At 59.1% G+C, this 24563-nt stretch carries 24 protein-coding genes; 20 read left to right on the top strand and 4 right to left on the bottom strand.

Features of this window, described 5'->3' with window-relative positions; genetic code table 11:
* Positions 1–47: 47 nt before the first annotated feature.
* The 7 genes from rfbB (at position 48) to K0F75_RS20340 (ending at position 7259) form a co-directional block, all read left to right on the top strand.
* Complete coding sequence (rfbB, locus tag K0F75_RS20370) at positions 48–1130, top strand: dTDP-glucose 4,6-dehydratase (RefSeq protein ID WP_219063770.1); 1083 nt, start codon at positions 48–50, stop codon at positions 1128–1130.
* Entirely contained in the window at positions 1127–2002 is an 876-nt protein-coding gene (rfbA, locus tag K0F75_RS20365) for a glucose-1-phosphate thymidylyltransferase RfbA (RefSeq protein WP_219063769.1), read from the top strand. The genes rfbB and rfbA overlap by 4 nt, the downstream gene beginning before the upstream one ends.
* Positions 2002–2547: a dTDP-4-dehydrorhamnose 3,5-epimerase gene (rfbC, locus tag K0F75_RS20360; RefSeq protein WP_219063768.1), complete on the top strand. Its 546-nt coding sequence runs from the start codon at positions 2002–2004 to the stop codon at positions 2545–2547. Before rfbA ends, rfbC begins: the two co-directional genes overlap by 1 nt.
* Complete coding sequence (gene rfbD, locus K0F75_RS20355) at positions 2544–3437, top strand: dTDP-4-dehydrorhamnose reductase (RefSeq protein ID WP_219063767.1); 894 nt, start codon at positions 2544–2546, stop codon at positions 3435–3437. The genes rfbC and rfbD overlap by 4 nt, the downstream gene beginning before the upstream one ends.
* A gap of 151 nt (positions 3438–3588) precedes the next feature.
* The gene (locus tag K0F75_RS20350; RefSeq protein WP_219063766.1) at positions 3589–5403 is read left to right on the top strand and encodes an ATP-binding protein; all 1815 of its coding nucleotides are present in this window, start codon (positions 3589–3591) and stop codon (positions 5401–5403) included.
* Positions 5400–6788: a sigma-54 dependent transcriptional regulator gene (locus tag K0F75_RS20345; protein ID WP_219063765.1), complete on the top strand. Its 1389-nt coding sequence runs from the start codon at positions 5400–5402 to the stop codon at positions 6786–6788. Before K0F75_RS20350 ends, K0F75_RS20345 begins: the two co-directional genes overlap by 4 nt.
* A gap of 15 nt (positions 6789–6803) precedes the next feature.
* Positions 6804–7259 (top strand): thioesterase domain-containing protein, encoded by a 456-nt coding sequence (locus K0F75_RS20340; protein ID WP_219063764.1) that lies wholly within the window; start codon positions 6804–6806, stop codon positions 7257–7259.
* A gap of 3 nt (positions 7260–7262) precedes the next feature.
* Here K0F75_RS20340 and cysQ read toward each other — a convergent pair whose 3' ends face one another.
* Positions 7263–8111 (bottom strand): 3'(2'),5'-bisphosphate nucleotidase CysQ, encoded by an 849-nt coding sequence (gene cysQ, locus K0F75_RS20335; protein WP_219063763.1) that lies wholly within the window; start codon positions 8109–8111, stop codon positions 7263–7265.
* On the bottom strand, positions 8108–8674 hold the full coding sequence (gene nudE / locus K0F75_RS20330; protein WP_219063762.1) for an ADP compounds hydrolase NudE: 567 nt from the start codon (positions 8672–8674) through the stop codon (positions 8108–8110). The genes cysQ and nudE overlap by 4 nt, the downstream gene beginning before the upstream one ends.
* Before the next feature lie 99 nt (positions 8675–8773).
* Here nudE and yrfG point away from each other — a divergent pair, with 99 nt between their 5' ends.
* The 5 genes from yrfG (at position 8774) to K0F75_RS20305 (ending at position 14397) form a co-directional block, all read left to right on the top strand.
* Entirely contained in the window at positions 8774–9436 is a 663-nt protein-coding gene (yrfG, locus tag K0F75_RS20325; RefSeq protein WP_219063761.1) for a GMP/IMP nucleotidase, read from the top strand.
* 121 nt (positions 9437–9557) lie between these two features.
* On the top strand, positions 9558–10445 hold the full coding sequence (locus tag K0F75_RS20320) for a LysR family transcriptional regulator (RefSeq protein ID WP_219063760.1): 888 nt from the start codon (positions 9558–9560) through the stop codon (positions 10443–10445).
* Between the two features lie 93 nt (positions 10446–10538).
* The gene (fdhD, locus tag K0F75_RS20315; RefSeq protein ID WP_219063759.1) at positions 10539–11378 is read left to right on the top strand and encodes a formate dehydrogenase accessory sulfurtransferase FdhD; all 840 of its coding nucleotides are present in this window, start codon (positions 10539–10541) and stop codon (positions 11376–11378) included.
* The gene (locus K0F75_RS20310) at positions 11375–13711 is read left to right on the top strand and encodes an FdhF/YdeP family oxidoreductase (protein ID WP_219063758.1); all 2337 of its coding nucleotides are present in this window, start codon (positions 11375–11377) and stop codon (positions 13709–13711) included. Before fdhD ends, K0F75_RS20310 begins: the two co-directional genes overlap by 4 nt.
* A gap of 197 nt (positions 13712–13908) precedes the next feature.
* Positions 13909–14397, top strand: coding sequence for a glycine zipper domain-containing protein (locus K0F75_RS20305; protein ID WP_219063757.1), 489 nt, complete (start codon positions 13909–13911; stop codon positions 14395–14397).
* Between the two features lie 270 nt (positions 14398–14667).
* Here the strand turns inward: K0F75_RS20305 and typA are convergent, their stop codons facing one another.
* Both typA and thiI read right to left on the bottom strand, forming a co-directional pair.
* A complete protein-coding gene (gene typA, locus K0F75_RS20300) occupies positions 14668–16488 on the bottom strand; it encodes a translational GTPase TypA (protein WP_219063756.1) in 1821 nt (606 codons plus the stop codon).
* A 140-nt stretch (positions 16489–16628) separates the two neighbouring features.
* On the bottom strand, positions 16629–18083 hold the full coding sequence (gene thiI / locus K0F75_RS20295; RefSeq protein WP_219063755.1) for a tRNA uracil 4-sulfurtransferase ThiI: 1455 nt from the start codon (positions 18081–18083) through the stop codon (positions 16629–16631).
* Between the two features lie 332 nt (positions 18084–18415).
* Between thiI and glnA the strand changes: the two genes are divergently transcribed.
* The 8 genes from glnA to ntrC all read left to right on the top strand — a co-directional run bounded on the left by glnA (position 18416) and on the right by ntrC (position 24467).
* Positions 18416–19822 (top strand): glutamate--ammonia ligase, encoded by a 1407-nt coding sequence (glnA, locus tag K0F75_RS20290; protein ID WP_219063754.1) that lies wholly within the window; start codon positions 18416–18418, stop codon positions 19820–19822.
* Positions 19823–20034: 212 nt separating this feature from the next.
* Positions 20035–20307: a hypothetical protein gene (locus K0F75_RS25905; RefSeq protein ID WP_257604455.1), complete on the top strand. Its 273-nt coding sequence runs from the start codon at positions 20035–20037 to the stop codon at positions 20305–20307.
* A complete protein-coding gene (locus K0F75_RS25900; protein WP_306823057.1) occupies positions 20213–20458 on the top strand; it encodes a cupin domain-containing protein in 246 nt (81 codons plus the stop codon). The genes K0F75_RS25905 and K0F75_RS25900 overlap by 95 nt, the downstream gene beginning before the upstream one ends.
* A 29-nt stretch (positions 20459–20487) precedes the next feature.
* Positions 20488–21012 (top strand): DUF4124 domain-containing protein, encoded by a 525-nt coding sequence (locus K0F75_RS20280; protein ID WP_219063753.1) that lies wholly within the window; start codon positions 20488–20490, stop codon positions 21010–21012.
* A 22-nt stretch (positions 21013–21034) separates the two neighbouring features.
* Complete coding sequence (locus K0F75_RS20275; RefSeq protein ID WP_219063752.1) at positions 21035–21655, top strand: DUF4124 domain-containing protein; 621 nt, start codon at positions 21035–21037, stop codon at positions 21653–21655.
* A gap of 45 nt (positions 21656–21700) precedes the next feature.
* A complete protein-coding gene (locus K0F75_RS20270) occupies positions 21701–21949 on the top strand; it encodes a hypothetical protein (protein WP_219063751.1) in 249 nt (82 codons plus the stop codon).
* On the top strand, positions 21949–23034 hold the full coding sequence (gene glnL, locus K0F75_RS20265) for a nitrogen regulation protein NR(II) (protein WP_219063750.1): 1086 nt from the start codon (positions 21949–21951) through the stop codon (positions 23032–23034). Before K0F75_RS20270 ends, glnL begins: the two co-directional genes overlap by 1 nt.
* Positions 23031–24467 (top strand): nitrogen regulation protein NR(I), encoded by a 1437-nt coding sequence (ntrC, locus tag K0F75_RS20260; protein ID WP_219063749.1) that lies wholly within the window; start codon positions 23031–23033, stop codon positions 24465–24467. Before glnL ends, ntrC begins: the two co-directional genes overlap by 4 nt.
* Positions 24468–24563 lie beyond the last annotated feature (96 nt).

Raw genomic sequence — 24563 nt, 5'->3', positions numbered from 1 at the left:
GCTATGTCTCATCCGCTTAACGTCCATCCAAGGAAGAAGGCAAACCCATGCGAATACTCGTTACAGGCGGTGCCGGCTTTATCGGTTCGGCGCTGATCCGTCACCTGATTCAGAACACCGATCACGAAGTCCTCAATTACGACAAACTGACCTACGCCGGCAATCTGGAGTCGCTGCAAAGCATTGCGACCAACACCCGCTATGAGTTTGTGCAGGCCGATATCGTTGATCAGGCCGCTGTCAGCGCTGTGCTGGCACGCTTCAAGCCCCACGCGATTATGCATTTGGCTGCTGAGTCCCACGTTGACCGTTCTATCGATGGTCCGGCGGAATTCATTCAGACCAACATCGTCGGGACCTACAGCCTGCTCGAGGCCACGCGCGCCTACTGGGGCAAGCTGCCTGAAGCCGAACGTGCTGCGTTCCGCTTCCACCATATTTCCACCGACGAGGTGTACGGCGACCTGCACGGCGTCGACGACCTGTTCACCGAAACCACGCCTTACGCACCCAGCTCGCCGTATTCGGCCAGCAAAGCGGCGTCCGATCACCTGGTTCGGGCCTGGCATCGCACCTACGGCTTGCCGGTGGTTGTCACCAACTGCTCCAATAACTACGGGCCGTTCCACTTCCCGGAGAAGCTCATCCCGCTGGTGATCCTCAACGCGTTGGCCGGTAAACCGCTGCCGGTGTATGGCAATGGCCTGCAAGTGCGTGACTGGCTGTATGTTGAAGATCACGCCCGGGCGCTGCTTAAAGTGGTCACCGAGGGTGTTGTCGGCGAGACGTACAACATCGGTGGCCACAACGAGCAAAAGAATATCGATGTGGTGCGCGGCATCTGCGCGCTGCTGGAAGAGTTGGCGCCAGAGCACCCGCCAGGTGTAGCGAATTTCGCTGATCTGATCACCTACGTAACCGATCGCCCGGGCCACGATATGCGCTACGCCATCGACGCCAGCAAGATCGAACGCGAGCTGGGCTGGACCCCTGAAGAAACATTCGAATCGGGTCTGCGCAAAACCGTGCAGTGGTATTTGGATAACCTAGACTGGTGCCGCAGGGTCCAGGACGGCAGCTACCAAGGCGAACGACTGGGATTCACTGACCTAAAGGATTTGATCGCATGATGAAAGGCATCGTTCTGGCTGGCGGTTCGGGCACGCGCCTGCACCCCATCACCCTTGGTGTTTCCAAGCAATTGCTGCCGGTCTATGACAAACCGATGATCTATTACCCGATCTCGGTGCTGATGCTGGCCGGCATCCGTGAAATTCTGGTCATTTCCACCCCGCAGGACTTGCCGCAATATCGCAACCTGCTGGGTGATGGCAGCCAGTTTGGCGTGCATTTTCACTACAAGGAACAGCCCACTCCGGACGGTCTGGCCCAGGCGTTTCTGATCGGCGAAGAATTCATCGGCGATGACCCGGTGTGCCTGATTCTCGGCGACAATATTTTCCACGGACAGCATTTCAGCGAGCAGCTGCAAAGTGCCGCCGAGCACCCTAAAGGCGCAACGGTCTTCGGTTACTGGGTCAAGGATCCAGAGCGTTTTGGCGTGATTGACTTCGATGAGAGTGGCCGTGCGCTGTCCATCGAAGAAAAACCGAAAAAGCCGAAATCCAGCTATGCCGTGACCGGTCTGTATTTCTACGACAACGATGTTATCGAGATCGCCAAAGCGGTGAAACCTTCGCCCCGTGGCGAGCTGGAGATTACCGACGTCAACAACGCCTACCTGGAACGCGGCGATCTGCGGGTCGAGCGCTTCGGTCGGGGTTTTGCCTGGCTTGATACCGGCACCCACGACAGCCTGCTGGAAGCTTCGCAATACGTTCAGACCATCGAACATCGTCAGGGCCTGAAAGTGGCTTGCCTGGAAGAGATCGCGTTCCAGAACGGCTGGATCGACCGCGAGCACCTGCTCAATCGCGCCGATGCATTCGGCAAGACCGGCTATGGTCAATACCTGTTCAAGCTTGCCGGGGAATATCAATAATGAAGGTGGTACCGACTGAGCTGCCAGGGGTCCTGATTCTGGAACCCAAAGTATTTGGCGACGAGCGCGGGTTTTTCTATGAAAGCTTCAATGCGCGCGACTTTAAACAAGACACAGGCATAGAAGCGGACTTCGTTCAGGACAACCATTCACGCTCGCAAAAGGGCGTGTTGCGAGGCCTGCATTACCAACTGGAACAAGCCCAAGGCAAATTGGTTCGGGTCACGGCGGGTGAAGTGCTGGATGTCGCGGTGGATATTCGCCGCAGCTCGCCGACCTTCGGACGCTGGGCCAGCGTCCTGCTTTCCGCCGAAAACAACCGTCAGTTATGGATCCCGCAAGGCTTTGCCCATGGGTTCCTGGTACTCAGCGACTACGCCGAATTTCTCTACAAGACCACCGATTACTATCAGCCTCGTGCCGAGCGCTGCATTCGCTGGGATGACCCGGACCTGGCAATCGACTGGCAGCTCACCGACATCCCGAAACTGTCGGAGAAGGATCAAAACGGTAGAAGCCTGAACGAGGCTGAGCTGTTCTCATGACGCAATCCTCCACACCACCCCTGAAGATACTGATCAGCGGACAGCACGGTCAGGTGTCACGTGAGCTGCAGAACAGCCTGGCTGATCTCGGCGAACTGCACGTGCTGGGGCGCGATCAACTGGACCTTGGCCAGCCCGAGGCCATTCGTGACCACGTGCGTGCACTACGTCCGGACTTGATCATTAATGCGGCAGCGCACACCGCCGTTGATCAGGCTGAAAACGAGCCCGAGCTGGCCTTCGCGATCAATGCCACGGCACCCGGCATTTTCGCTGAAGAGGCTGATCGGCTGGGCGTCCCCCTGATTCACTACTCCACCGATTACGTGTTCGACGGCAAAAAAGACTCGGCCTATACCGAGCAGGATGTGCCGAACCCGCTGGGTGTGTATGGCCGTAGCAAACTGGCAGGCGAACAGGCGATTGCGGCGGGGGGGGGCAAACACCTGATCCTGCGCACCAGCTGGGTTTACTCCCTGCACGGGCGCAACTTCCTGCTGACCATGCAACGCCTGCTGCAAGAGCGGGCAGAGTTGCGCATCGTCTCGGACCAGATCGGCGCACCCACCTGGGCTGGCACCATCGCCCACAGCACGCGTTTGCTGATCGAACGCTGGCGCGACGGACAGGCTGGCGCCTGGGGTACGTATCACCTGGCCGCCAGCGGCGAGACGTCGTGGTTCGGTTTTGCTCAGGCCATTGGTGAGCAACTGATCAAACAAGGCAAGCCTTGCGCGACGCTGGAAGCGATTCCGTCCAGCGCCTACCCGACTCCCGCCGAACGCCCGCTGAACTCACGCCTCGATTGCAGTCTTCTGCACCGCGAATGGCAGGTGCAGCAGCCTGATTGGCATCACGCGTTGCTGGAGTGCTTAGCCGGTCAGCAGTAGGCATAATGGGTTGATCAGCTTCTGCCCGGAGGGCGTGGGCGCTGACGTGTCTGCGAACGGCGTCACGCGGAGTGCCTGAGGCACCGCGTTCGCAGACACGTCAGCGCCTGCCAATAATCCGTGTCAGGCGAACATCATCTGGCGCATTTTTATGATCACGACGTCCACCGTTGCCCGACGCCCCCGCTGGCGTAGCCTTGCGTTGCTGGCGCTTTGTCTTGCGCCGCTGTTGTGGCCACTGCAGCATCTGGCCGAACGCTATTACCGCAATGAGCTGGTCAGCCAGAACCGCCAGACGCTTGATCTCTACGTCGCCAACCTGCTCGGCACCCTGCATCGCTATGAAGTATTGCCACAAATTCTCGGCGATCTGCCAGCCCTGCGCGCGGTGTTGGCGAACCCGGAGCAAAAGGTCACCCTGGAAGACGCCAACCGGTTGCTCAAGGATATATGCGAACAGACCGGGGCAGAGGTGATGTACCTGATGGACCCCAGCGGCAATACGCTGGCAGCGTCCAACTGGGACAAACACGACAGTTTCGTGGGCCGCAACTTTGCCTTTCGCCCTTACTTCAGTGAAGCCATGGCCGGCCGCCTGGGGCGTTTTTTCGGCTTGGGCACGACGTCGGCCAAACGTGGTTACTTCTTTGCCGGTGCCGTGCACGATGGCGACAAGGTGATCGGTGTGCTGGTGGTCAAGGTCGATCTGGATCGCACCGAGACCTTGTGGGGCAAGACCCCGGAGCAATTGCTTCTGACCGATCACAATGGCGTGGTGATCCTGACCTCGAACCCGGAATGGCGCTTTCGTGCGACCCGTCCGTTGAACCAGGACGAACAGCAAGCCATCAACGCCATCCAGCCCTATCCGACCCGGAACCCGAAGCCGCTGAACCTCGACGCAAAGGCCTGGCTGACGCAAACCCAGCAGATCGACGAGACCGGCTGGACCGTGAACATCCTTGCCCCTCGCGGGCTGATCGACCGACCGGTGCGCACCGCCGTCGCTGTCGGCGGCGCGACCCTGTTGGTGCTGATGCTGCTGCTGGGTCTGATGATGCAACGCCGACGCCATTACCTGGACCGCATTGCCTTCGAAGCCAAGGCCCGTCGCGAGCTGGAAATGCGCGTAATCGAACGTACCGCCGACCTCGAAGGCCTGAACAGCCGACTCAAGCAAGAAGTGCTGGAACGCGAGCAGGCGCAGCAGGAACTCGTCCGCGCGCAAGACGAACTGGTGCAGGCCGGCAAACTCTCGGCACTCGGGACCATGTCCGCGAGCATTAGCCATGAACTCAATCAACCGCTGGCGGCGATCCGCAGCTATGCGGAAAACGCCGAAGTGTTGCTCGATCACGAACGCACCGAAGACGCTCGGGGCAATCTCAAGCTGATCAGCGAACTCACCGGACGCATGGCCTCGATCATCGCCCACCTGCGCGCTTTCGCCCGACGCGACCGGCATGCACCGGAAAGTGTCGCCCTGCAACCGGCGCTCGACGATGCCTTGGCGCTGCTGTCCAAACGCCGTCGGGCGATGGAGGTCGAACTGATCCGCGACTTGCCGGACGCGACATTATGGGTTCAGGCCGGTGAAACCCGCTTGCGTCAGGTACTCGGTAACCTGTTGGCCAATGCCCTTGATGCGCTCACCGAAAAAGGTCCGCCACGCAAACTCTGGCTGAGTGCCGAACAGACCCCCGAAGGCGTCAATCTGTATATCCGCGATAATGGCCCGGGGTTTTCCAAAGAAGCACTGGCCCGTGCCCGCGAGCCGTTTTTCACCACCAAGACCCGCACCCAGGGTTTGGGCCTCGGCCTGGCGATTTGCGATACGCTGATGCGCGCGTTGGGCGGCGAGTTACTGCTCGCCAATCATCCTGACGGCGGCGCCCTGCTGACCCTGCACCTGCGGGCCGGGGCGTCCGGGGTCAATCTTCAACCGCCAGAGGATCTATCTGCATGAGTACGGACCACGCCATCGACAGCCGGATTCAGGTGGTGCTGATCGACGACGACCCACATCTGCGAGGCGCCCTCAGCCAGACCCTGGACCTTGCCGGCTTGCACGTTCTGGCGTTGGCCGACGCCAAGGGCCTGGCGAGTCGCATTGAGCGCGACTGGCCGGGCGTGGTGGTGAGTGATATCCGCATGCCGGGCATAGACGGGCTCGAACTGCTCACGCAACTGCATACTCAGGACCCGGAACTGCCCGTGCTGCTGATGACCGGTCACGGCGACGTGCCGTTGGCGGTGCAAGCCATGCGCGCCGGTGCCTATGACTTCCTGGAAAAACCGTTCTCCAGCGACGCGATGCTCGACAGCGTGCGCCGCGCGCTCGATCTGCGCAGCCTGGTGCTGGACAACCGCAGCCTGCGCCTGGCCTTGAGTGATCGTACGCAATTGAGTACGCGCCTGGTCGGCCAGTCCGCGCCAATGTTGCGTCTGCGTGAACAGATCGGCGCCTTGGCCGCGACCAAGGCCGACGTGCTGATACTCGGCGAAACCGGCACCGGCAAAGAAGTGGTTGCCCGCGCCTTGCACGACCTGTCCAACCGCCGTGCCGGTCCTTTTGTCGCGATCAACGCCGGCGCTCTGGCCGAGTCCGTCGTCGAAAGCGAGCTGTTCGGGCATGAACCGGGGGCGTTCACAGGCGCGCAAAAACGCCGGATCGGCAAGTTCGAATTCGCCAACGGCGGTACGCTGTTTCTCGATGAAATCGAGAGCATGAGCCTGGAGGTACAGGTCAAATTGCTGCGCTTGCTGCAAGAGCGCGTGGTCGAGCGCCTGGGCGGCAATCAGCAGATTCCACTGGATATCCGGGTAATTGCCGCGACCAAAGAAGACCTGCGTCAGTCTGCCGATCAAGGACGCTTCCGCGCCGACTTGTATTACCGGCTGAATGTCGCGCCGCTGAAAATCCCACCGCTGCGCGAGCGTGGCGAAGACGCGTTGATGCTGTTCCAGCACTTCGCCGACTCAGCCAGCACTCGCCACGGGTTGCCCAAACACGAACTGCAACCGGGCCAACGCGCCCTGCTGTTGCGGCACACCTGGCCGGGCAATGTGCGCGAACTGCAAAACGTCGCCGAGCGCTTTGCCCTTGGCCTGGAACTGGCCCTTGAAGGCAATGAAGTCCCTAACATGCCAACCACCGGAGGCGGGCTCAGCGAGCAGGTTGAAAGCTTCGAACGGTCTCTGATCGCAGCAGAGCTGACCCGGCCTCACAGTTCCGTGCGCAGCCTCGCCGAAGCCCTGGGGCTGCCACGCAAAACCCTGCACGACAAGTTGCGCAAACACGGCCTGAGCTTTGGTGACAGCAGCGGCAGCGCTGCCGATGAACTCGATTGATTGAAAGGAGCCCGCATGAATAATGACAGCCATCATTTGCAGAAGGTGCTGCACCACGACATTCCGCTGACCCGCGAGATGGGCCTCAAGGTGCTCAGCTGGCAAGGGCGACAGCTGCGTCTGCAGTTACCCCTGGCCCCCAACACCAATCACAAAAGCACGATGTTCGGCGGCAGCCTGTACTGCGCGGCCGTGCTGGCAGGTTGGGGCTGGCTGCATTTGCGCCTGCGCGAAGAAGGGATCGAAGACGGGCACATCGTGATTCAGGAAGGGCAGATCAGCTATCCGCTACCGGTCACCGTCGATGCCATCGCCACGTGCGAGGCGCCGGAGGATGCGGTATGGGAAAAGTTTCTAAGCACATACCGCCGCTATGGCCGCGCCCGCTTGACCTTGCCGACGCACATTTTCAATCAGGGCAGCGACGACGCGGCAGTACGTTTCAGCGGGCAGTTTGTGTTGCACCGTTAAGCCCTATAGCCCGGACTTGGCCAGCGCCAACAGCTTGCTGCGCCACGGCGCATTCGCCGGCAACGCGAGAAACGAGGTATTGAGTAGCGACTCACGCGACGGGTAGCTGAACGTCTCGCCTGCCAGGTCGAGCACTTCGCCGCCTGCGCCTTCGAGTACACCTTGAGCGGCGGCGGTGTCCCACTGCGACGTCGGCGCCAGGCGCGGATAACAATCGGCGGCACCTTCGGCCAGCAGGCAGAATTTCAGTGAGCTGCCCACGCTGGTCAGTTGCAAATCACCCAGGCTCTCGGACAATCCCGCCAACAAGCGTTCCTGTTCCGGGCTGGTATGACGACGGCTGGCGACCACGGTAAACGCTTCGCCGGGTGCTGGCGCCGTTCGCACGCGGATCGGCGCAGCATGGTCCTCATCGTCACTGCGCCACGCGCCCAACCCTGCACCGCCGAAGTAGCAGCGATTGTTGGTGGGCATCGAGACCACGCCAAACACCACACGCCCCTGTTCGATCAGGGCGATGTTGACGGTGAATTCTTCGCTGCCGGAAATGAATTCCTTGGTGCCATCCAGTGGATCGACCAGCCACCATCGCTCCCAGGTGGCGCGCTCACGGAGGGGAATGTCGGCATCTTCTTCGGACAGCACATGAATGTCAGGCGCCAGCGCCTGCAAACCCGCGACCAATAGATGATGGGCCGCTATATCCGCAGCGGTGACGGGCGATGCATCGGCCTTGGCGACAACGGCCACATTTGCGCGCCAATACGGCAGGATCACTTCGCCGGCACGTCTGGCCAGTTCAATCACGGGCGCCAACAACGGATGCGGCAGATGGGCGAACACTTGAGTCATGGCTGGAATACTCCACGCTGGGTCAATAAGTCACGGACCAGGTACAGCGCCGCCAACGCACGGCCCTCGCTGAACTGGGGGTGTTGAATCAGGCTGGACAGTTCGCGCAGATTGACCTTGTCGACGCGCATCGGCTCTGGTTCATCGCCCGGCAGGCTCTCTTCATACAAATCAGTGGCCAATACCACCTGAATCTTCTGGCTCATGTAACCGGGCGACAGCGACAGCTCGGTCAGATGCTCAAGCTGATGAGCGCCAAACCCGGCCTCCTCCTTGAGCTCACGATTGGCAGCGGCCAGAATGTCTTCACCCGGTTCGATCAGGCCCTTGGGCAAGGACAACTCGTACTCGTCGGTCCCCCCGCAGTACTCCTCGACCAACACCGCGTGGTCGGCATCGAGCATCGCGACGATCATCACTGCGCCATAACCAACGCCTCTGCCCACTAGACGCTCGTAAGTGCGCTCAACGCCGTTGGCGAAACGTAACTGCAACGCTTCGACACGGAACAGATGGCTACTGGCGACGATTTCGCGGGCGAGGATGGTGGGTTTCTGTCGCATGGCAAGCTCCTTGGCGTGGACGGAGTACTATACCGTGGCTTTCCCGATTGTCTGTGTCGGATATGCTGACGTGGCTCATTCACCGCCCGAGAGACCTGAATGCCTTCTTTACCCTGGCGCGACATTGATACCGTTCTGCTCGATATGGACGGCACCCTGCTCGACTTGCATTACGACAACCATTTCTGGATGGAACACCTGCCACAGCGCTACGCCGAACTGCACGGGGTCAGCCGCGCCATGGCCGAACTGGAAATGGCGCCGCTGTTCGAGCAGAACGCCGGCACGCTCAACTGGTACTGCCTGGACTTCTGGAGCGCCGAACTGAAGCTGCCGCTGCGCGAGCTGAAACTGGAAACTGCGCACCTGATCTCCCTGCGCCCGGATGCCGAAACGTTTCTGATGGCGATCAAGCAGGCCGGCAAACGCGTGATCATGATCACCAACGCCCACCGCGACTCGCTGTCATTAAAGATGGAGCGGGTGCAACTGGCGCCCTACTTCGAACGCATGATCAGCTCCCACGACTATGGGTTCGCCAAAGAGAACGCGCAGTTCTGGGACGCGTTGCACGCCGACATCGCCTTCGAACCGGGTCGCAGCCTGTTTATCGATGACACCCTGCCGATCCTGCGCAGCGCCCGGACATTCGGGGTCGCCCATCTGCTGGCCGTCAGCCAACCCGACAGCCGCAAAGGCCCGAAGAACACCGAAGAGTTTGCCGCGGTAGCGGATTATCGGGCATTGATTGCGGGGCTTTAGCTGCGCGGACTGGAGCGGGCTTGCCCGCGATGGCGTTTTAACTGAGACACCGCGTCAACCTGATCGCAGGAAAGCCAGCTCCTACGGGATGAACTGCCTGCATAACGCCCCCGGAGCGTAGATGGACATCAAACAGCTTAAATTCCTCATCGCCCTCGACGAGACCCGGCACTTCGGCCAGGCGGCGGCGCGCTGCCACATTACCCAGCCGACCCTGTCGATGCGCCTGCGCAGCCTGGAAGAAGAGCTGGAATTGCCGCTGGTCAATCGTGGTCAGCGCTTCGAAAGTTTTACCGCGCCGGGTGAACGGGTACTGGCCTGGGCGCGGACGGTACTCGCCGCCTATGACGGCTTGTATGCAGAGGCGGCAGCGTGTCGGGGGCATCTGGTCGGCACGTTGCGCCTGGGCGTGGTGCCGCTGTCGAGTTTCGATCCACTGCAACTGATGCAACGCATGCATCAGTTGCACCCCAACCTGCGCTTCGAACTGTCGGCGCTCAGCTCCGAGCAGATTCTGGAGCAACTGGCGAGCAATCAGCTGGATCTGGGCGTGTCATATCTGGACAGGCTCGACGGCGAGCGCTTTGATTCCCTGGCACTCGCACAAACACGCATGGGCCTGCTTTACGATCACCGTCACTTCAGCTTCGGTGAAGATCCACTCAGCTGGGAAAGCCTGATCGAGCTGCCCCTCGGCCTGCTGACCAGCGGCATGCACTTCCGTCAGTCCATCGACCACAATTTCCACAGTCGCGGCCTTAACCCCCTGCCCTTGTTGCAAACCGACGCGGTCCATCAATTGCTGCAAGCGGTGCATGGCGGTTTCTGTTGCGCGATCATGCCGCTTGATGGCGGTCTGGAGACCCTGACCGAGCACCTGCGCCTGCACCCCATCGCGGATGCCAAGACCCTGGCCCGGCTGGGTTTGATCATGCGTCGCAGCGCGCCGCGATCCGCACTGGCCGAAGCATGCTTCGCTGCTTACCAGAAAATCATCGAGGCATCTTGATCGACGTCATCTATCAAGGCATCAGCACTAGCGATTAGACGTTATCGGACGACAGGCCTAGGCTAAAGGCTACTAATCTGCCGGTACTTTCCCATGCCCGCCAAGCGCACGGTCAGCACGGCGCCCGCATTGCACTCGCCAGCGTCCGCCGCAAGCCACACCTACAGCTACTCAAACCTTGAGCGCGAAGACTCGGGGAGCACGGCGCTGGCTGAAGAGGTGGCGCTGGCCATTGCCTACAATGGCATCAGCCAGGCGGTGATGCTGGTCAGCCCGACCGACCTTGAAGACTTCATCGTCGGCTTCAGTCTGGGCAGCGGCATCATTGCCTCTCCCGACGAAATCTATGACCTGAAGCTCAGCGGCTCGGGTTCTGCGCAGCACGCGCAGGTGGAGATCGCCAGCCGTGCCTTCTGGAACCTCAAGCAGCAGCGTCGCCAACTGGCCGGGACCAGCGGCTGTGGCCTGTGCGGCGTGGAAGCGGTCGAGCAAGCGTTACCCGAACTCGATGTATTGCCGGGCGCGCCATTGCCGCCGGCGATCTGGCTGGAAGGGCTGCGCCAACGCATCAGCGCATTCCAGCCGCTGGGCCAGCATTGCGGCGCGGTACATGCCGCGCTGTTCATGGACAGTACTGGAGAGCTGCTGCTGGGCCGCGAAGACATTGGCCGGCACAACGCCCTCGACAAACTGATCGGTGCGTTGACCCGCCAGAACATTCCATTGACTGGCGGGATTGCCATCGTCACCAGCCGCTGCAGCCTGGAACTGATCCAGAAAGTACTGCGCGCCCGGATCCAGACGCTGGTCAGCCTGTCCTCACCCACCGGCCTCGCCCTGCAATGGGCTCGCCGACACAACCTCAATTTAATCCACCTGCCGCAACACAGTGCGCCGCGGGTCTATAGCCCTGCGATGGAGAATCAAGCGTGAGCACTCGTCACCAAACCGACAAAGCCCCGACACCCCGCTACAAACCGTACAGAGGCGCGGCGGGCGGCTGGGGCGCACTGGTCAGTGTGACGCAGGCCTGGCTGGGCAGTGATAACGCACTGAAGAACCTGCGCATGATGCTCAAGACCAACCAGAACGGCGGTTTCGACTGCCCAGGCTGCGCGTGGGGTGATTCGCCGGAAAGTGGCATCGTGAAGTTCTGCGAGAACGGCGCCAAGGCGGTCAACTGGGAAGCCACCAAGCGCCGCGTAGACGCCTCGTTCTTCGCCCGCTACAGCGTCAGCGCCCTGCGTGAGCAAAGCGACTACTGGCTCGAATACCAGGGTCGTCTGACCGAGCCGATGAGCTACAACGCTGAAACCGATCGTTACACGCCGATCAGTTGGGACGACGCGTTCGCCCTGATCGGCAAGCATCTGCGCAACCTGCCAAGCCCGGACATGGCCGAGTTCTATACCTCGGGCCGGGCCAGCAATGAAGCAGCGTACTTGTATCAACTGTTCGTGCGCGCCTACGGCACCAACAATTTCCCCGACTGCTCGAACATGTGCCACGAGGCCAGCGGTGTTGCCATGGCGCAAAGTGTTGGCGTCGGCAAAGGCACGGTAACGTTCGATGACTTCGAACACGCCGATGCGATTTTCGTCCTTGGCCAGAACCCTGGCACCAACCACCCGCGCATGCTCGAACCGCTGCGTGAAGCCGTCAAACGTGGCGCGCAAGTGGTGTGCATCAACCCGCTCAAAGAGCGCGGCCTGGAACGTTTCCAGCATCCGCAACACCCGCTGGAAATGCTCACCAACGGCTCGGAACCGACCAACACCGCGTACTTCCGCCCGGCATTGGGTGGCGACATGGCGCTGTTGCGCGGCATGGCCAAGTACCTGCTGCAATGGGAACGCGAAGCTCAGGCCAACAACGCACCGTCGGTCTTCGATCACGCCTTCCTCAACGAACACACCCACGGCGTGCTTGATTACCTGGCGACCGTCGATGACACCTCGTGGGAAGCGATCATTGAGCAGTCCGGCCTGCCCCTTGCCGATATCGAGCAAGCGGCAAAGATGTACTGCAAGGGTCAGAAAGTCATCATGTGCTGGGCGATGGGCATCACTCAGCATCGCCATTCGGTGCCGACCATTCAGGAAATCGCCAACCTGATGCTGCTGCGCGGCAACATTGGCAAGCCTGGCGCGGGCCTGTGCCCAGTGCGCGGTCACAGTAATGTGCAGGGCGACCGGACCATGGGCATCAATGAGCGTCCACCTGCGTTCTTCCTTGATGCACTGGAAAAACGCTTCCAGTTCAAAGCTCCACGCGCACCGGGTCATAACGTGGTGGAAGCCATCCACTCGATGCTCGCGGGCAAATCCAGGGTCTTTATCGGCCTGGGTGGCAACTTCGCCCAAGCCACACCAGACAGCACACGCACCGTTGAAGCCTTGAACAACTGCGACCTGACGGTGCAGATCAGCACCAAGCTCAACCGCAGCCACCTGACTCACGGCGCACAAGCGCTGATCCTGCCGTGCTTCGGCCGCACCGATATTGATATCCAGGCCGAAGGCCCGCAAGCGGTGACGGTGGAAGATTCGTTCAGCATGGTCCATGCGTCCAACGGCCAGCTACAGCCCTTGTCCAGACAGATGCGTTCGGAGCCGGCAATCATCGCCGGTATCGCTGCCGCGACCTTGGGCACGCAGCCTGTGGACTGGTTGTGGCTGACCTCGGATTACAGCCGCATTCGCGACCTGATCGCCGACACCATCCCCGGCTTCAAGGACTTCAATGAGCGCCTGAAAAATCCGGGGGGCTTCTATCTCGGCAACGCGGCCAGTGAGCGCCGCTGGAACACACCCACCGCCCGAGCCAACTTCAAGGCCAACGTCCTGCCGCTGGACCTGGTGCATGAGAACGTACGCTCTACCGGCCGGATTCCCGACCTGATCATGCAGTCCATGCGCTCGCACGATCAGTACAACACCACTATTTATGGGCTGGACGACCGTTATCGCGGGGTCAAAGGTCAGCGGGATGTGCTGTTCGTCAACGAGGCCGATATTATTCGCCTGGGCTTCAAGCCGGGGCAGAAGGCGGACCTGGTGTCGATCTGGGACGATGGTCGCGAGCGCCGCGTAAAAGGCTTCACCCTGCTGGCATTCGATATTCCCGCCGGACAAGCAGCCGCTTATTACCCGGAAGTGAACCCGTTAGTGCCACTCGAAAGCGTGGGTGACGGCAGCCATACACCAACGTCAAAGTTCATCGCTATCCGCCTGGAAACAGCAAGTGACGACGGACGGATTATGTAAACTGACAAGGAACAATGGCATACAGCGACTAACGGCATGTATGCCAAGTAAGCTCAGAGTGCTATTTACAACTAAAGTTCCCGTTAAAAAACAGCATGTTAGTGTTTTCTTATAATACGTGTTACTCGTCGGATTTAGATTGTAGCAATACTGACATGGCCTCAGGATCGCGCCGTCATCCCTATGAGGTTCCATACATGAAGTATTCCTCGATTCTGTTGTTGTCTCTCTCCCTGGCCAGTGGTTTTGCCTCAGCTGGCGGCACCGCTGAAGCCGGCGTGGGCGGTGCATTGGGTGGGGTACTCGGTTCCGTTGTCGGCCAACAATTGGGCGGCAGCACAGGTTCAGCGATTGGCGCTGGCCTAGGCGGTGCGGCAGGTGGCGCAGTGGGCGCAGACCGTCGCAACCGTGGTGAAGCAGCTATCGGTGGTGGCTTGGGCGCAGCAGGCGGTAACGTGCTTGGCCGCAGCGTCGGCGGCACTACCGGCAGCCTGATCGGCGCAGCAGCCGGTGGCGGCGCAGGTGGTGCTCTTGGTAACTACATGGGCAACGAAAGCCGCGACGATGGTCGTGACGACCGCCGCTACCGTGGTCGCGATGACCGTCGTGATTACCGTGGCGACCATCGCGGTCGTGGCCATGCCTATGGTCATCGCAAACATTGGGATCACGATCGTCGCCGTTGAGTGATCGCACGTGTCGCTACATTGCCGCTGGCTGCACTCCCCTGCAGCCAGCGCTGCTTTAAAGTCCGCTAAAACCAACCCTTCAATCAACACCGGTCGCCTGCCCGCTGGGGAGCCGTGTCGGTCATATACAGTCTAATTGGCGTTCGAGTAGGCCAACTCCGTCAAACCTGACGCGCCACTCTTACAGCCTTTCTGACATTTCCCAGACAAACAAAAACGCCCCCGACCTTGCGGTCGGGGGCGTTTTTTTAACAGCTAACTAATGAATCAGTTGCCGTTTTTCTTGGCAGAGCGGGTACGCTCGCTTTCGCCAAGGATTTTCTTACGCAGGCGGATCGACTTCGGCGTTACTTCGCAGAGTTCGTCTTCTTGAACGAATTCCAGCGCTTGTTCCAAAGTGAAGCGGATAGGCGGAACCAAAGCGATGGTTTCGTCTTTACCGGAAGCACGCATGTTGTCGAGCTTCTTGCCTTTGGTTGGGTTAACGCCCAGGTCGTTGTCACGGCTGTTGATGCCGACGATTTGACCTTCGTACACGTCTTCACCGTGACCCAGGAACAGCTTGCCACGCGCCTGCAGAGTTTCCAGCGAGTAGGTCAGAGCCTTACCGGTAGCAACCGAAACCAATACGCCGTTCTGACGACCGGACATGTCGCCGGACTTCATTACATCGTAACGGTCGAAGATGCTGGTCAGGATGCCGGCACCGGACGTCAGGGTCAGGAATTCGTTACGGAAACCGATCAAGCCACGAGCCGGGATGTTGTACTCAAGGCGAACGCGCCCTTTGCCATCCGGAACCATGTTGGTCAGGTCGCCTTTACGGATACCGATTTGTTCCATGATCGCGCCTTGCGCAATTTCCGGCAGGTCGATGGTGACGTTTTCGTACGGTTCGTGCTTAACGCCGTCAACCATACGGATGATCACTTCTGGACGACCAACACCCATTTCGAAGCCTTCGCGACGCATGGTTTCGATCAGTACCGAGAGGTGCAGCTCACCACGGCCGGAGACTTTGAACTTGTCAGCCGAGTCGCCTTCTTCAACGCGCAGAGCAACGTTGAACAGCAATTCTTTGTCCAGACGTTCCTTGATGTTACGGCTGGTGACGAACTTGCCTTCTTTACCGCAGAAAGGCGAATCGTTTACCTGGAAAGTCATGGAAACGGTTGGTTCGTCAACGGTCAGCGGCTTCATCGCTTCGACGTTCAGTGGGTCGCACAGCGTGTCGGAGATGAACAGCTGGTCGAAGCCGCTGATGCAGACGATATCGCCGGCAGCTGCTTCGTCAACGTCGATACGGTGCAGACCGTGGTGACCCATCAGCTTGAGGATACGACCGTTACGGCGCTTGCCGTCGATGTCGATAGCCACAACCTGGGTGTTCGGCTTGACGCGACCACGAGCGATACGGCCAACACCGATGACGCCCAGGAAGCTGTTGTAGTCCAGAGCGGAGATTTGCATCTGGAACGGACCGTCACGGTCGACTTTTGGAGCCGGTACGTGGTCGACGATGGCCTGGTACAACGGGGTCATGTCTTCAGCCATATCGGTGTGCGACAGACCGGCAATACCGTTCAGTGCAGACGCGTAAACGACGTGGAAGTCCAGTTGCTCTTCAGTAGCACCCAGGTTGTCGAACAGGTCGAAGATCTGGTCCAGAACCCAGTCCGGACGTGCGCCTGGACGGTCAACCTTGTTGATCACGACGATCGGACGCAGGCCGGCTTCGAAAGCCTTCTTGGTCACGAAACGGGTTTGCGGCATAGGGCCGTCTTGAGCGTCAACCAGCAGCAGAACGGAGTCAACCATCGACATTACGCGTTCAACTTCGCCGCCGAAGTCGGCGTGGCCCGGGGTATCCACGATGTTGATGTGGTAGCCGTTCCAGTTGATAGCGGTGTTCTTGGCAAGAATGGTAATACCGCGTTCTTTCTCCTGGTCGTTGGAGTCCATCACGCGCTCGTCGTTGAGCTCGTTGCGCTCCAGAGTGCCGGATTGACGCAAGAGTTTGTCTACCAGGGTGGTTTTACCATGGTCAACGTGAGCAATGATGGCGATGTTACGTAGATTTTCGATCACTTGTGTATCTCGATCAGAGGATTCGGTCAGCTACCTATTGTAGGCAGCTATTAACAGTAGAGTCGGCGAAAGCCATGACGGCTTGACGACTGGCGTCGGGGGGCCGGTGACGCAAGCCACAGGCAAACAGCCCCGGGCACTTAGCTCGGTCGATAAACGCGCACATTGGCATGCCCCTCACTGAGCAAATGGTGGGCATGCAGGCGACTCATCACGCCTTTGTCGCAATACAACAGGTACTGGCGAGTTTCATCCAGTTCCTTGAAGCGGCTGTTCAATGCATAGAACGGCAGCGTCTGTATTTCAATGCCAGGCAACTCCAGCGGTTCGTCATGCTGAGCATCCGGATGACGGATGTCGACGATGACCTGACCGGCCAGTGCTTCACTGACTTCCTCGATTTCAATGTCCTGGCCCAATTCGTCGATAACGCGATCGATCGGCACCAGCTTGGCTTGCTCGAGCGCACGCTCGAGTACCGCCATATCAAACTGCTGTTCTTCATACTCCACGCGGTTGCGCTTGGCGTGGGTCTTGGGGTTGACCGAAATCACCCCACAATACTCGGGCATGTGCTTGGCGAAATCGGCAGTGCCTATATCGTAAGCCTGATCAATGATGTCCTGCTTGTGGCTGGCGATCAGTGGACGTAAAACCAGCTTTTCCGTGACCGAATCGATCAGCGACAGATTGGGCAGGGTCTGGCTGGAGACCTGTGAGATCGCCTCGCCTGTTACCAGCACATCAATCTCGAGCCGATCAGCAATACGGGTTGCTGCGCGCAACATCATACGCTTCAACACCACGCCCATATGACTGTTATCGACTTTACCGAGAATTTCTCCCAGTACTTCTTCAAACGGGACGCTGACAAATAGCACGCGTTGCGAGCTACCGTACTTCTTCCACAGGAAATGGGCGACTTCCATCACCCCCAATTCGTGGGCGCGACCACCGAGATTGAAGAAGCAGAAGTGGCTCATCAGCCCACGGCGCATGATCTGGTAGGCCGCGACAGTCGAATCGAAACCGCCGGACATCAGCACCAGCGTCTGCTCGAGCGCACCCAGCGGATAACCGCCGATGCTGTTGTGCTGACCGTGAATCACAAACAACCGTTGGTCGCGAATTTCCATGCGCACTTCGATTTCGGGTGCTTTCAGGGAAATTCCGGCAGCGCCGCACTGCTGACGAAGCTGGCTACCGACGTATTTCTCGACATCCATGGAGCTGAAACTGTGTTTGCCGGCACGCTTGCAGCGCACCGAAAACATTTTACCGGCCAGCGATGCGCCGACGTGTTCTTTACACTTGGCGACGATGTCGTCCATATCGCCCAGCGGGTATTCATTGACCTGCAAAAAATGGGCGATGCCCGGCATGCAGCTCAGGCGCTCAATCATCTCCTGCAAGGCTTTCGGCTCGCTAACCCTGGTTTCAACCTCAAGGTTGTCCCACACGCCTCCCACCACCAATGCCGGGTCCAGATCACGGAGCACGGTACGGATGTTTTTGGCCAACTGGCGGATGAAACGCTTACGCACCGGCCGGCTTTTGATAGTGATTTCGGGGAAGACTTTTACGATTAGTTTCATGTAAAAAACGCGCGAGGTGCCAGCCGAAAAAGAGGGGGCAGGATTATAGCGGAAATTGTTCAAGGTTTAACCAGTTATCGTACAGTCAATATTGCACGCACCAAAAAAGACCGTCCGCCCGGCAATGCGCATCATATCGGTGCATCTAATTTTCGATTTATCAGCTTTAATGCGCGCAATGCCTGCGTTTGGCGCGAAAAACCCAAGTCGGGGCACTGGCATGCAATTTGCTCCCTTGTGAGGCAGGTTGCCTTGGCAGAGTATTCGCGCCGGCATCACCCAAATTCTAAGGGCCAAACCACTACGTGGCCCGAAGCCACCCGGAGGACACCATGTCGAAGTCGGTTCAACTCATCAAAGATCATGACGTTAAATGGATTGATCTGCGCTTCACTGATACCAAAGGCACTCAGCACCACGTGACCATGCCGGCTCGCGATGCGCTGGATGAAGATTTCTTTGAAATCGGCAAAATGTTTGACGGTTCCTCCATTGCTGGCTGGAAAGGCATCGAAGCGTCCGACATGATCCTGATGCCTGACGACAGCACTGCCGTGCTCGACCCGTTCACCGAAGAGCCAACCATCATCCTGGTTTGCGACATCATCGAACCTTCGACCATGCAAGGCTATGACCGCGACCCACGCGCCATTGCCCGCCGCGCCGAGGAATACCTGAAGTCCACTGGCATCGGCGACACTGTTTTCGTGGGTCCAGAACCAGAATTCTTCATCTTCGACGAAGTGAAGTTCAAGTCCGACATCTCCGGCTCCATGTTCAAGATCTTCTCCGAACAAGGCTCGTGGATGTCCGACCAGGACGTCGAAGGCGGCAACCGTGGCCACCGTCCAGGTATCAAAGGCGGCTACTTCCCGGTTCCACCGTTCGACCACGACCACGAAATCCGTACCTCCATGTGTAATGCCATGGAAGAAATGGGCCTGGTCATCGAAGTTCACCACCACGAAGTGGCGACTGCCGGTCAGAACGAAATCGGCGTGAAATTCAACACCCTGGTTGCCAAGGCTGATGAAGTTCAGACCCTGAAATACTGCGTACACAACGTAGCCGATGCCTACGGCCGTACCGCTACCTTCATGCCTAAGCCTCTGTATGGCGACAACGGTTCAGGTATGCACGTACACATGTCCATCTCCAAAGAGGGCAAGAACACCTTCGCAGGCGAAGGCTATGCCGGCCTGTCCGATACCGCCCTGTTCTTCATCGGCGGCATCATCAAGCACGGTAAAGCACTGAACGGCTTCACCAACCCGTCGACCAACTCCTACAAGCGTCTGGTCCCAGGTTTCGAAGCACCGGTAATGCTGGCCTACTCGGCTCGCAACCGTTCCGCTTCGATCCGTATTCCTTACGTGTCCAGCCCTAAAGCTCGCCGTATCGAAGCTCGCTTCCCGGATCCAGCAGCTAACCCGTACCTGGGCTTCGCTGCACTGTTGATGGCTGGCCTGGACGGCATCCAGAACAAAATCCACCCAGGCGACGCTGCTGACAAAAACCTGTACGACCTGCCGCCTGAAGAGGCGAAAGAGATCCCACAAGTTTGCGGCAGCTTGAAAGAAGCCCTGGAAGAGCTGGACAAAGGTCGTGCATTCCTGACCAAAGGCGGCGTATTCAGCGATGACTTCATCGACGCTTACATCGCTCTGAAAAGCGAAGAAGAAATCAAAGTACGCACCTTCGTACACCCACTGGAATACGAGCTGTACTACAGCTGCTAATCCAGTTACGTCAGCCGCATCGACGTAATAGAGGCCTCCTTCGGGAGGCCTTTTTTATGCCCGCGATAAACCGAACGATAAAATAGAGCCGTTCGTAAGGCCCTGTTTCCGAATTTTCTTGAAACCGTCAAAGGCTGGTGCTTGATCCACCACATAACGTTAACTCGGCGACGTCCGGGACATTCGTCCCTGACAACACAAGGACGTTTGGAATGATCAAATACGCTCTACTTCCCATTGCGGGCCTGATGATGGCGGGTATCGCCCACGCGCAACCGGCCGAAGCGATCAATTCGCAGATTCTGCTGAAAACCACATCATCCTGGGACGGCACGCCCTATGTTGCTTACCCACAGGGACAACCAGAGCTGACTGTTCGAAACAGTAACCATGGCACCCGGCAGCAGCTTCGATTGGCATTCCCACCCAATGCCGTCGGCCGGTTATGTGGTCTCGGGCGAGCTGATCGTTCAAGCGCGGGATAGCGATAAAACCGTAACATTGACAGCCGGACAGGTTTTACCTGAAATGAAGAACATTGTTCATCGCGGCCTCAGTGGCAATAGCCCCACCGAACTCATTGTGTTCTATGCTGGCACCCCCGGCATGCCGATATCGGTGGAGCCCGCCAACTAAAACCCGCGCTATTGCCATTGGACGATTCCATGCATCGAAGCCTTATATTTCTGCTGCTGTTGATCGCCTTGCCCGCCGCAGCGCAGATATATAAATACATCGACGCCAATGGCAATCCCGCCTACAGCAATCAACCACCCGACGGCACGCCAAGTGAAACCGTGCAGTTGCCGCCGCTGAACAGTGTCGATACCAAGAAGCCTGCCGCTCAGCAAAATAGCCCCACAACCAGCGCCAATCAGGGCCAGTCATCCGACGCCTATGGCGTGCTGACGCTGAGTGACCTGCCGACCGATGAAGCACTGCGCGCCAACAACGGCACCTTCACGATTGGCGTCCAGCTGCAACCGCGCCTGCAACCCGGGCACCTCTTGCAACTGGTGCTCGACGGCAACGCTTACGGACAACCCAGCAACGTCCCACGGCTCCAGGTAGTGAACATTGACCGAGGGGAACACAGCCTGGCGGTCCGCGTAATAAACGACCAGCAGATCATCCAGCAAAGCCCGACCGTCACGATCACCGTGCAGCGCGTCCATCTCGGTAAACCTTAAGATGCCCTCCCGACCAAACCCTGTGCGCAGCCTCTTATTGCTGTGCCTGCTATTGATCGCGTTGCCAGCAGCTGCCGATGTCTATACCTACGTCGATTCGCAAGGCAATCGGGTGTTCACCGACCAGGCGCACCCTGGCAACGCGCGTCGCGTCGAGATCCCGCCCAGCAACATGAGCTCCCAGCCACGCAAGCACGCCGTGCAGAAAGCCCACGCCCCCGCAAAACCCGCGCCCATATTCCGCTACCAACTCCTGCGGATCCTGGTGCCCGAGCCGGACGCAACGGTGCGCAGCATGACGGGCGAACTGATCGTCAGCGTCAGCAACGACCCGGCCCTGCAGAACGGTCACACGTATCGCTTGCTGGTCGACGGCCAACCGTACGGGCAAGCAGGTCGCAGCCCGGTGTTCCCGCTGATTAACATTGATCGCGGCACGCACCAGTTGGCCGTCGAAATTCTGGATGAAACGGATCGCATCGTAGAGCGAACACCCAACCAGCCCTTCCATATGTTGCGCATCACCCTGGCGCAAAAGCGTCTGGCGCAGCCGTGCAAAGAAGCGGATTACGGCGTACGCCCCGAATGCGCCCTTGCTGACAAGCCCGCAGAGAAAAAAAGCAGCCTCCTGCCTTTCTTCTGACCACTCAACAGCGCAAGGCACTATATTGGTGCGATAGCTTGCAGCGTGATCGACGACGCCACCCATTTTGGTTCGAAAATCCCTGCGGAGAGCGGCCCGAGACGACCCAATGTCCGAAAAAAGCCCGATTTTGCGGGTTTGGCGCTTCTTTTCGGAGCCTTGGTTTGGTTTTTGCAGATTCGTACTATCTGTTCCGTATCAGCGGCTAAACCCATGCTGGCGAAGACCAACCAGCGCCTGCGATCCGGGCCCGCCTGGGGTTGCAATGTGCCAAAAGAGGTCAACGACAAGTAATGACTATCAGTGACGCGCTGCACCGGCTTTTACTCGACAACCTGACCACTGCCACCATTCTACTCAACTCGAATCTGCGTCTTGAGTACATGAATCCAGCAGCGGAAATGCTGCTGGCCATCAGCGGCCAACGCAGCCATGGACAGTTCATCAGCGAGCTGTTCACCGAATCGGCTGAAGCACTGAACTCGCTGCGGCAGGCTGTCGAACAGGCTCACCCGTTCACTAAGCGCGAAGCGATGCTCACGGCGTTGACCGGGCAAACCTTGACCGTCGACTACGCCGTCACGCCGATCCTCAGCGGCGGCGAGACCATGCTCCTGCTGGAAGTCCACCCACGTGATCGCTTGCTGCGAATTACCAAGGAAGAGGCTCAGCTGTCCAAGCAGGAAACCACCAAAATGCTGGTGCGCGGCCTGGCCCACGAAATCAAGAACCCGCTCGGCGGGATTCGCGGCGCCGCCCAACTGCTGGCGCGGGAGCTGCCTGAAGAGAGCCTCAAGGATTACACCAACGTCATCATCGAAGAAGCCGACCGCCTGCGTAACCTGGTCGACCGCATGCTGGGTTCCAACAAATTGCCTTCGCTGGCAATGACCAATGTGCATGAGGTCCTGGAGCGCGTGTGCAGCCTGGTCGATGCCGAAAGCCAGGGTTGCATCACCTTGGTGCGCGATTACGACCCGAGCATCCCGGACGTATTGATCGACCGCGAGCAAATGATTCAGGCCGTCCTCAACATCGTACGCAACGCCATGCAGGCCATCAGTGGTCAGAACGAGCTGCGCCTGGGCCGGATCAGCCTGCGCACCCGCGCCTTGCGCCAGTTCACCATAGGCCACGTTCGCCACCGCCTGGTGTGCAAGATCGAGATCATCGACAACGGCCCGGGCATTCCGGCCGAGCTTCAGGAAACCATTTTTTACCCCATGGTCAGCGGCCGCCCAGATGGCACCGGGCTCGGCCTCGCGATTACCCAGAACATCATCAGTCAGCATCAGGGCCTGATCGAGTGTGACAGCCATCCTGGCCATACCACCTTCTCGATCTTCCTGCCGCTAGAACAAGGAGCCGCGTCGACATGAGCCGTAGTGAAACTGTATGGATCGTCGATGACGACCGTTCTATCCGCTGGGTGCTGGAAAAAGCCCTGCAACAAGAAGGCATGACCACGCAAAGCTTCGACAGCGCCGATGGAGTGATGAGCCGCCTGGCCCGCCAGCAGCCTGATGTGATCATTTCCGACATTCGTATGCCGGGCGCCAGTGGCCTGGAGTTGCTGGCCCGAATCCGCGAACTGCATCCGCGCTTGCCGGTCATCATCATGACCGCGCATTCGGATCTCGACAGCGCGGTAGCGTCGTATCAAGGCGGTGCATTCGAATACCTGCCCAAGCCGTTCGATGTCGATGAGGCCGTATCGCTGGTCAAACGCGCCAATCAGCATGCCCAGGAACAACAAGGCATGCAGGTTGTGCCAACCCTGACCCGAACCCCGGAAATCATCGGTGAAGCACCGGCGATGCAGGAAGTGTTTCGCGCCATCGGGCGTCTGAGCCATTCCAACATCACCGTGCTGATCAACGGCGAGTCCGGCACCGGTAAAGAACTGGTCGCCCACGCATTGCACCGCCACAGCCCGCGCGCCGCGTCGCCGTTCATTGCGTTGAACATGGCAGCGATTCCTAAGGACTTGATGGAGTCCGAACTGTTCGGCCACGAAAAAGGCGCCTTTACCGGCGCGGCCAACCTGCGCCGCGGCCGTTTCGAACAAGCGGACGGCGGCACGCTGTTCCTTGATGAAATCGGCGATATGCCGGCAGACACCCAGACGCGCTTGCTGCGGGTACTGGCTGATGGCGAGTTCTACCGTGTGGGTGGGCATACCCCGGTCAAGGTCGATGTACGCATCATCGCCGCGACTCACCAGAACCTGGAAATTCTGGTGCAAGCGGGTAAATTCCGTGAGGACTTGTTCCACCGCCTCAACGTGATCCGCATCCACATTCCACGGATGTCCGACCGTCGCGAAGACATTCCGACCCTGGCCAAGCACTTCCTCGCCCGTGCCGCGCAAGAGCTGTCGGTCGAGCCGAAACTGCTCAAAGCCGAAACCGAGGAATACCTCAAGCACCTGCCATGGCCGGGCAACGTCCGTCAGCTGGAAAACACCTGCCGCTGGATCACCGTCATGGCGTCCGGGCGCGAGGTGCACATCAGCGACCTGCCGCCGGAGCTGCTTAGCCTGCCGCATGACGCCGCACCGGTTACCAACTGGGAACATGCGTTGCGCCAATGGGCCGATCAGGCGCTGGCACGTGGTCAGTCCAGCCTGCTGGACAGCGCGGTGCCGACGTTCGAGCGGATCATGATCGAAACCGCCCTCAAGCACACCGCTGGCCGCCGTCGCGATGCCGCCGTGTTGCTGGGCTGGGGCCGCAACACCTTGACCCGCAAGATCAAGGAATTGGGGATGAAGGTCGACGGCGGCGACGAGGACGAAGGCGACGACGCCTGAGTTGTGACCATGCTCCTGCAGAGGGTTCTTAGTCTCTGTGGGAACGAATTCATTCGGGAAGCAGGTGTAGCGGTGTGTCAGACACACCGCTACACA

This window comes from Pseudomonas sp. UMAB-08, assembly GCF_900095225.1.
GTDB lineage: Bacteria > Pseudomonadota > Gammaproteobacteria > Pseudomonadales > Pseudomonadaceae > Aquipseudomonas.
Note: the sequence above shows the minus strand (reverse complement) of the source record. Positions and strands in the feature narration are given on the sequence as shown.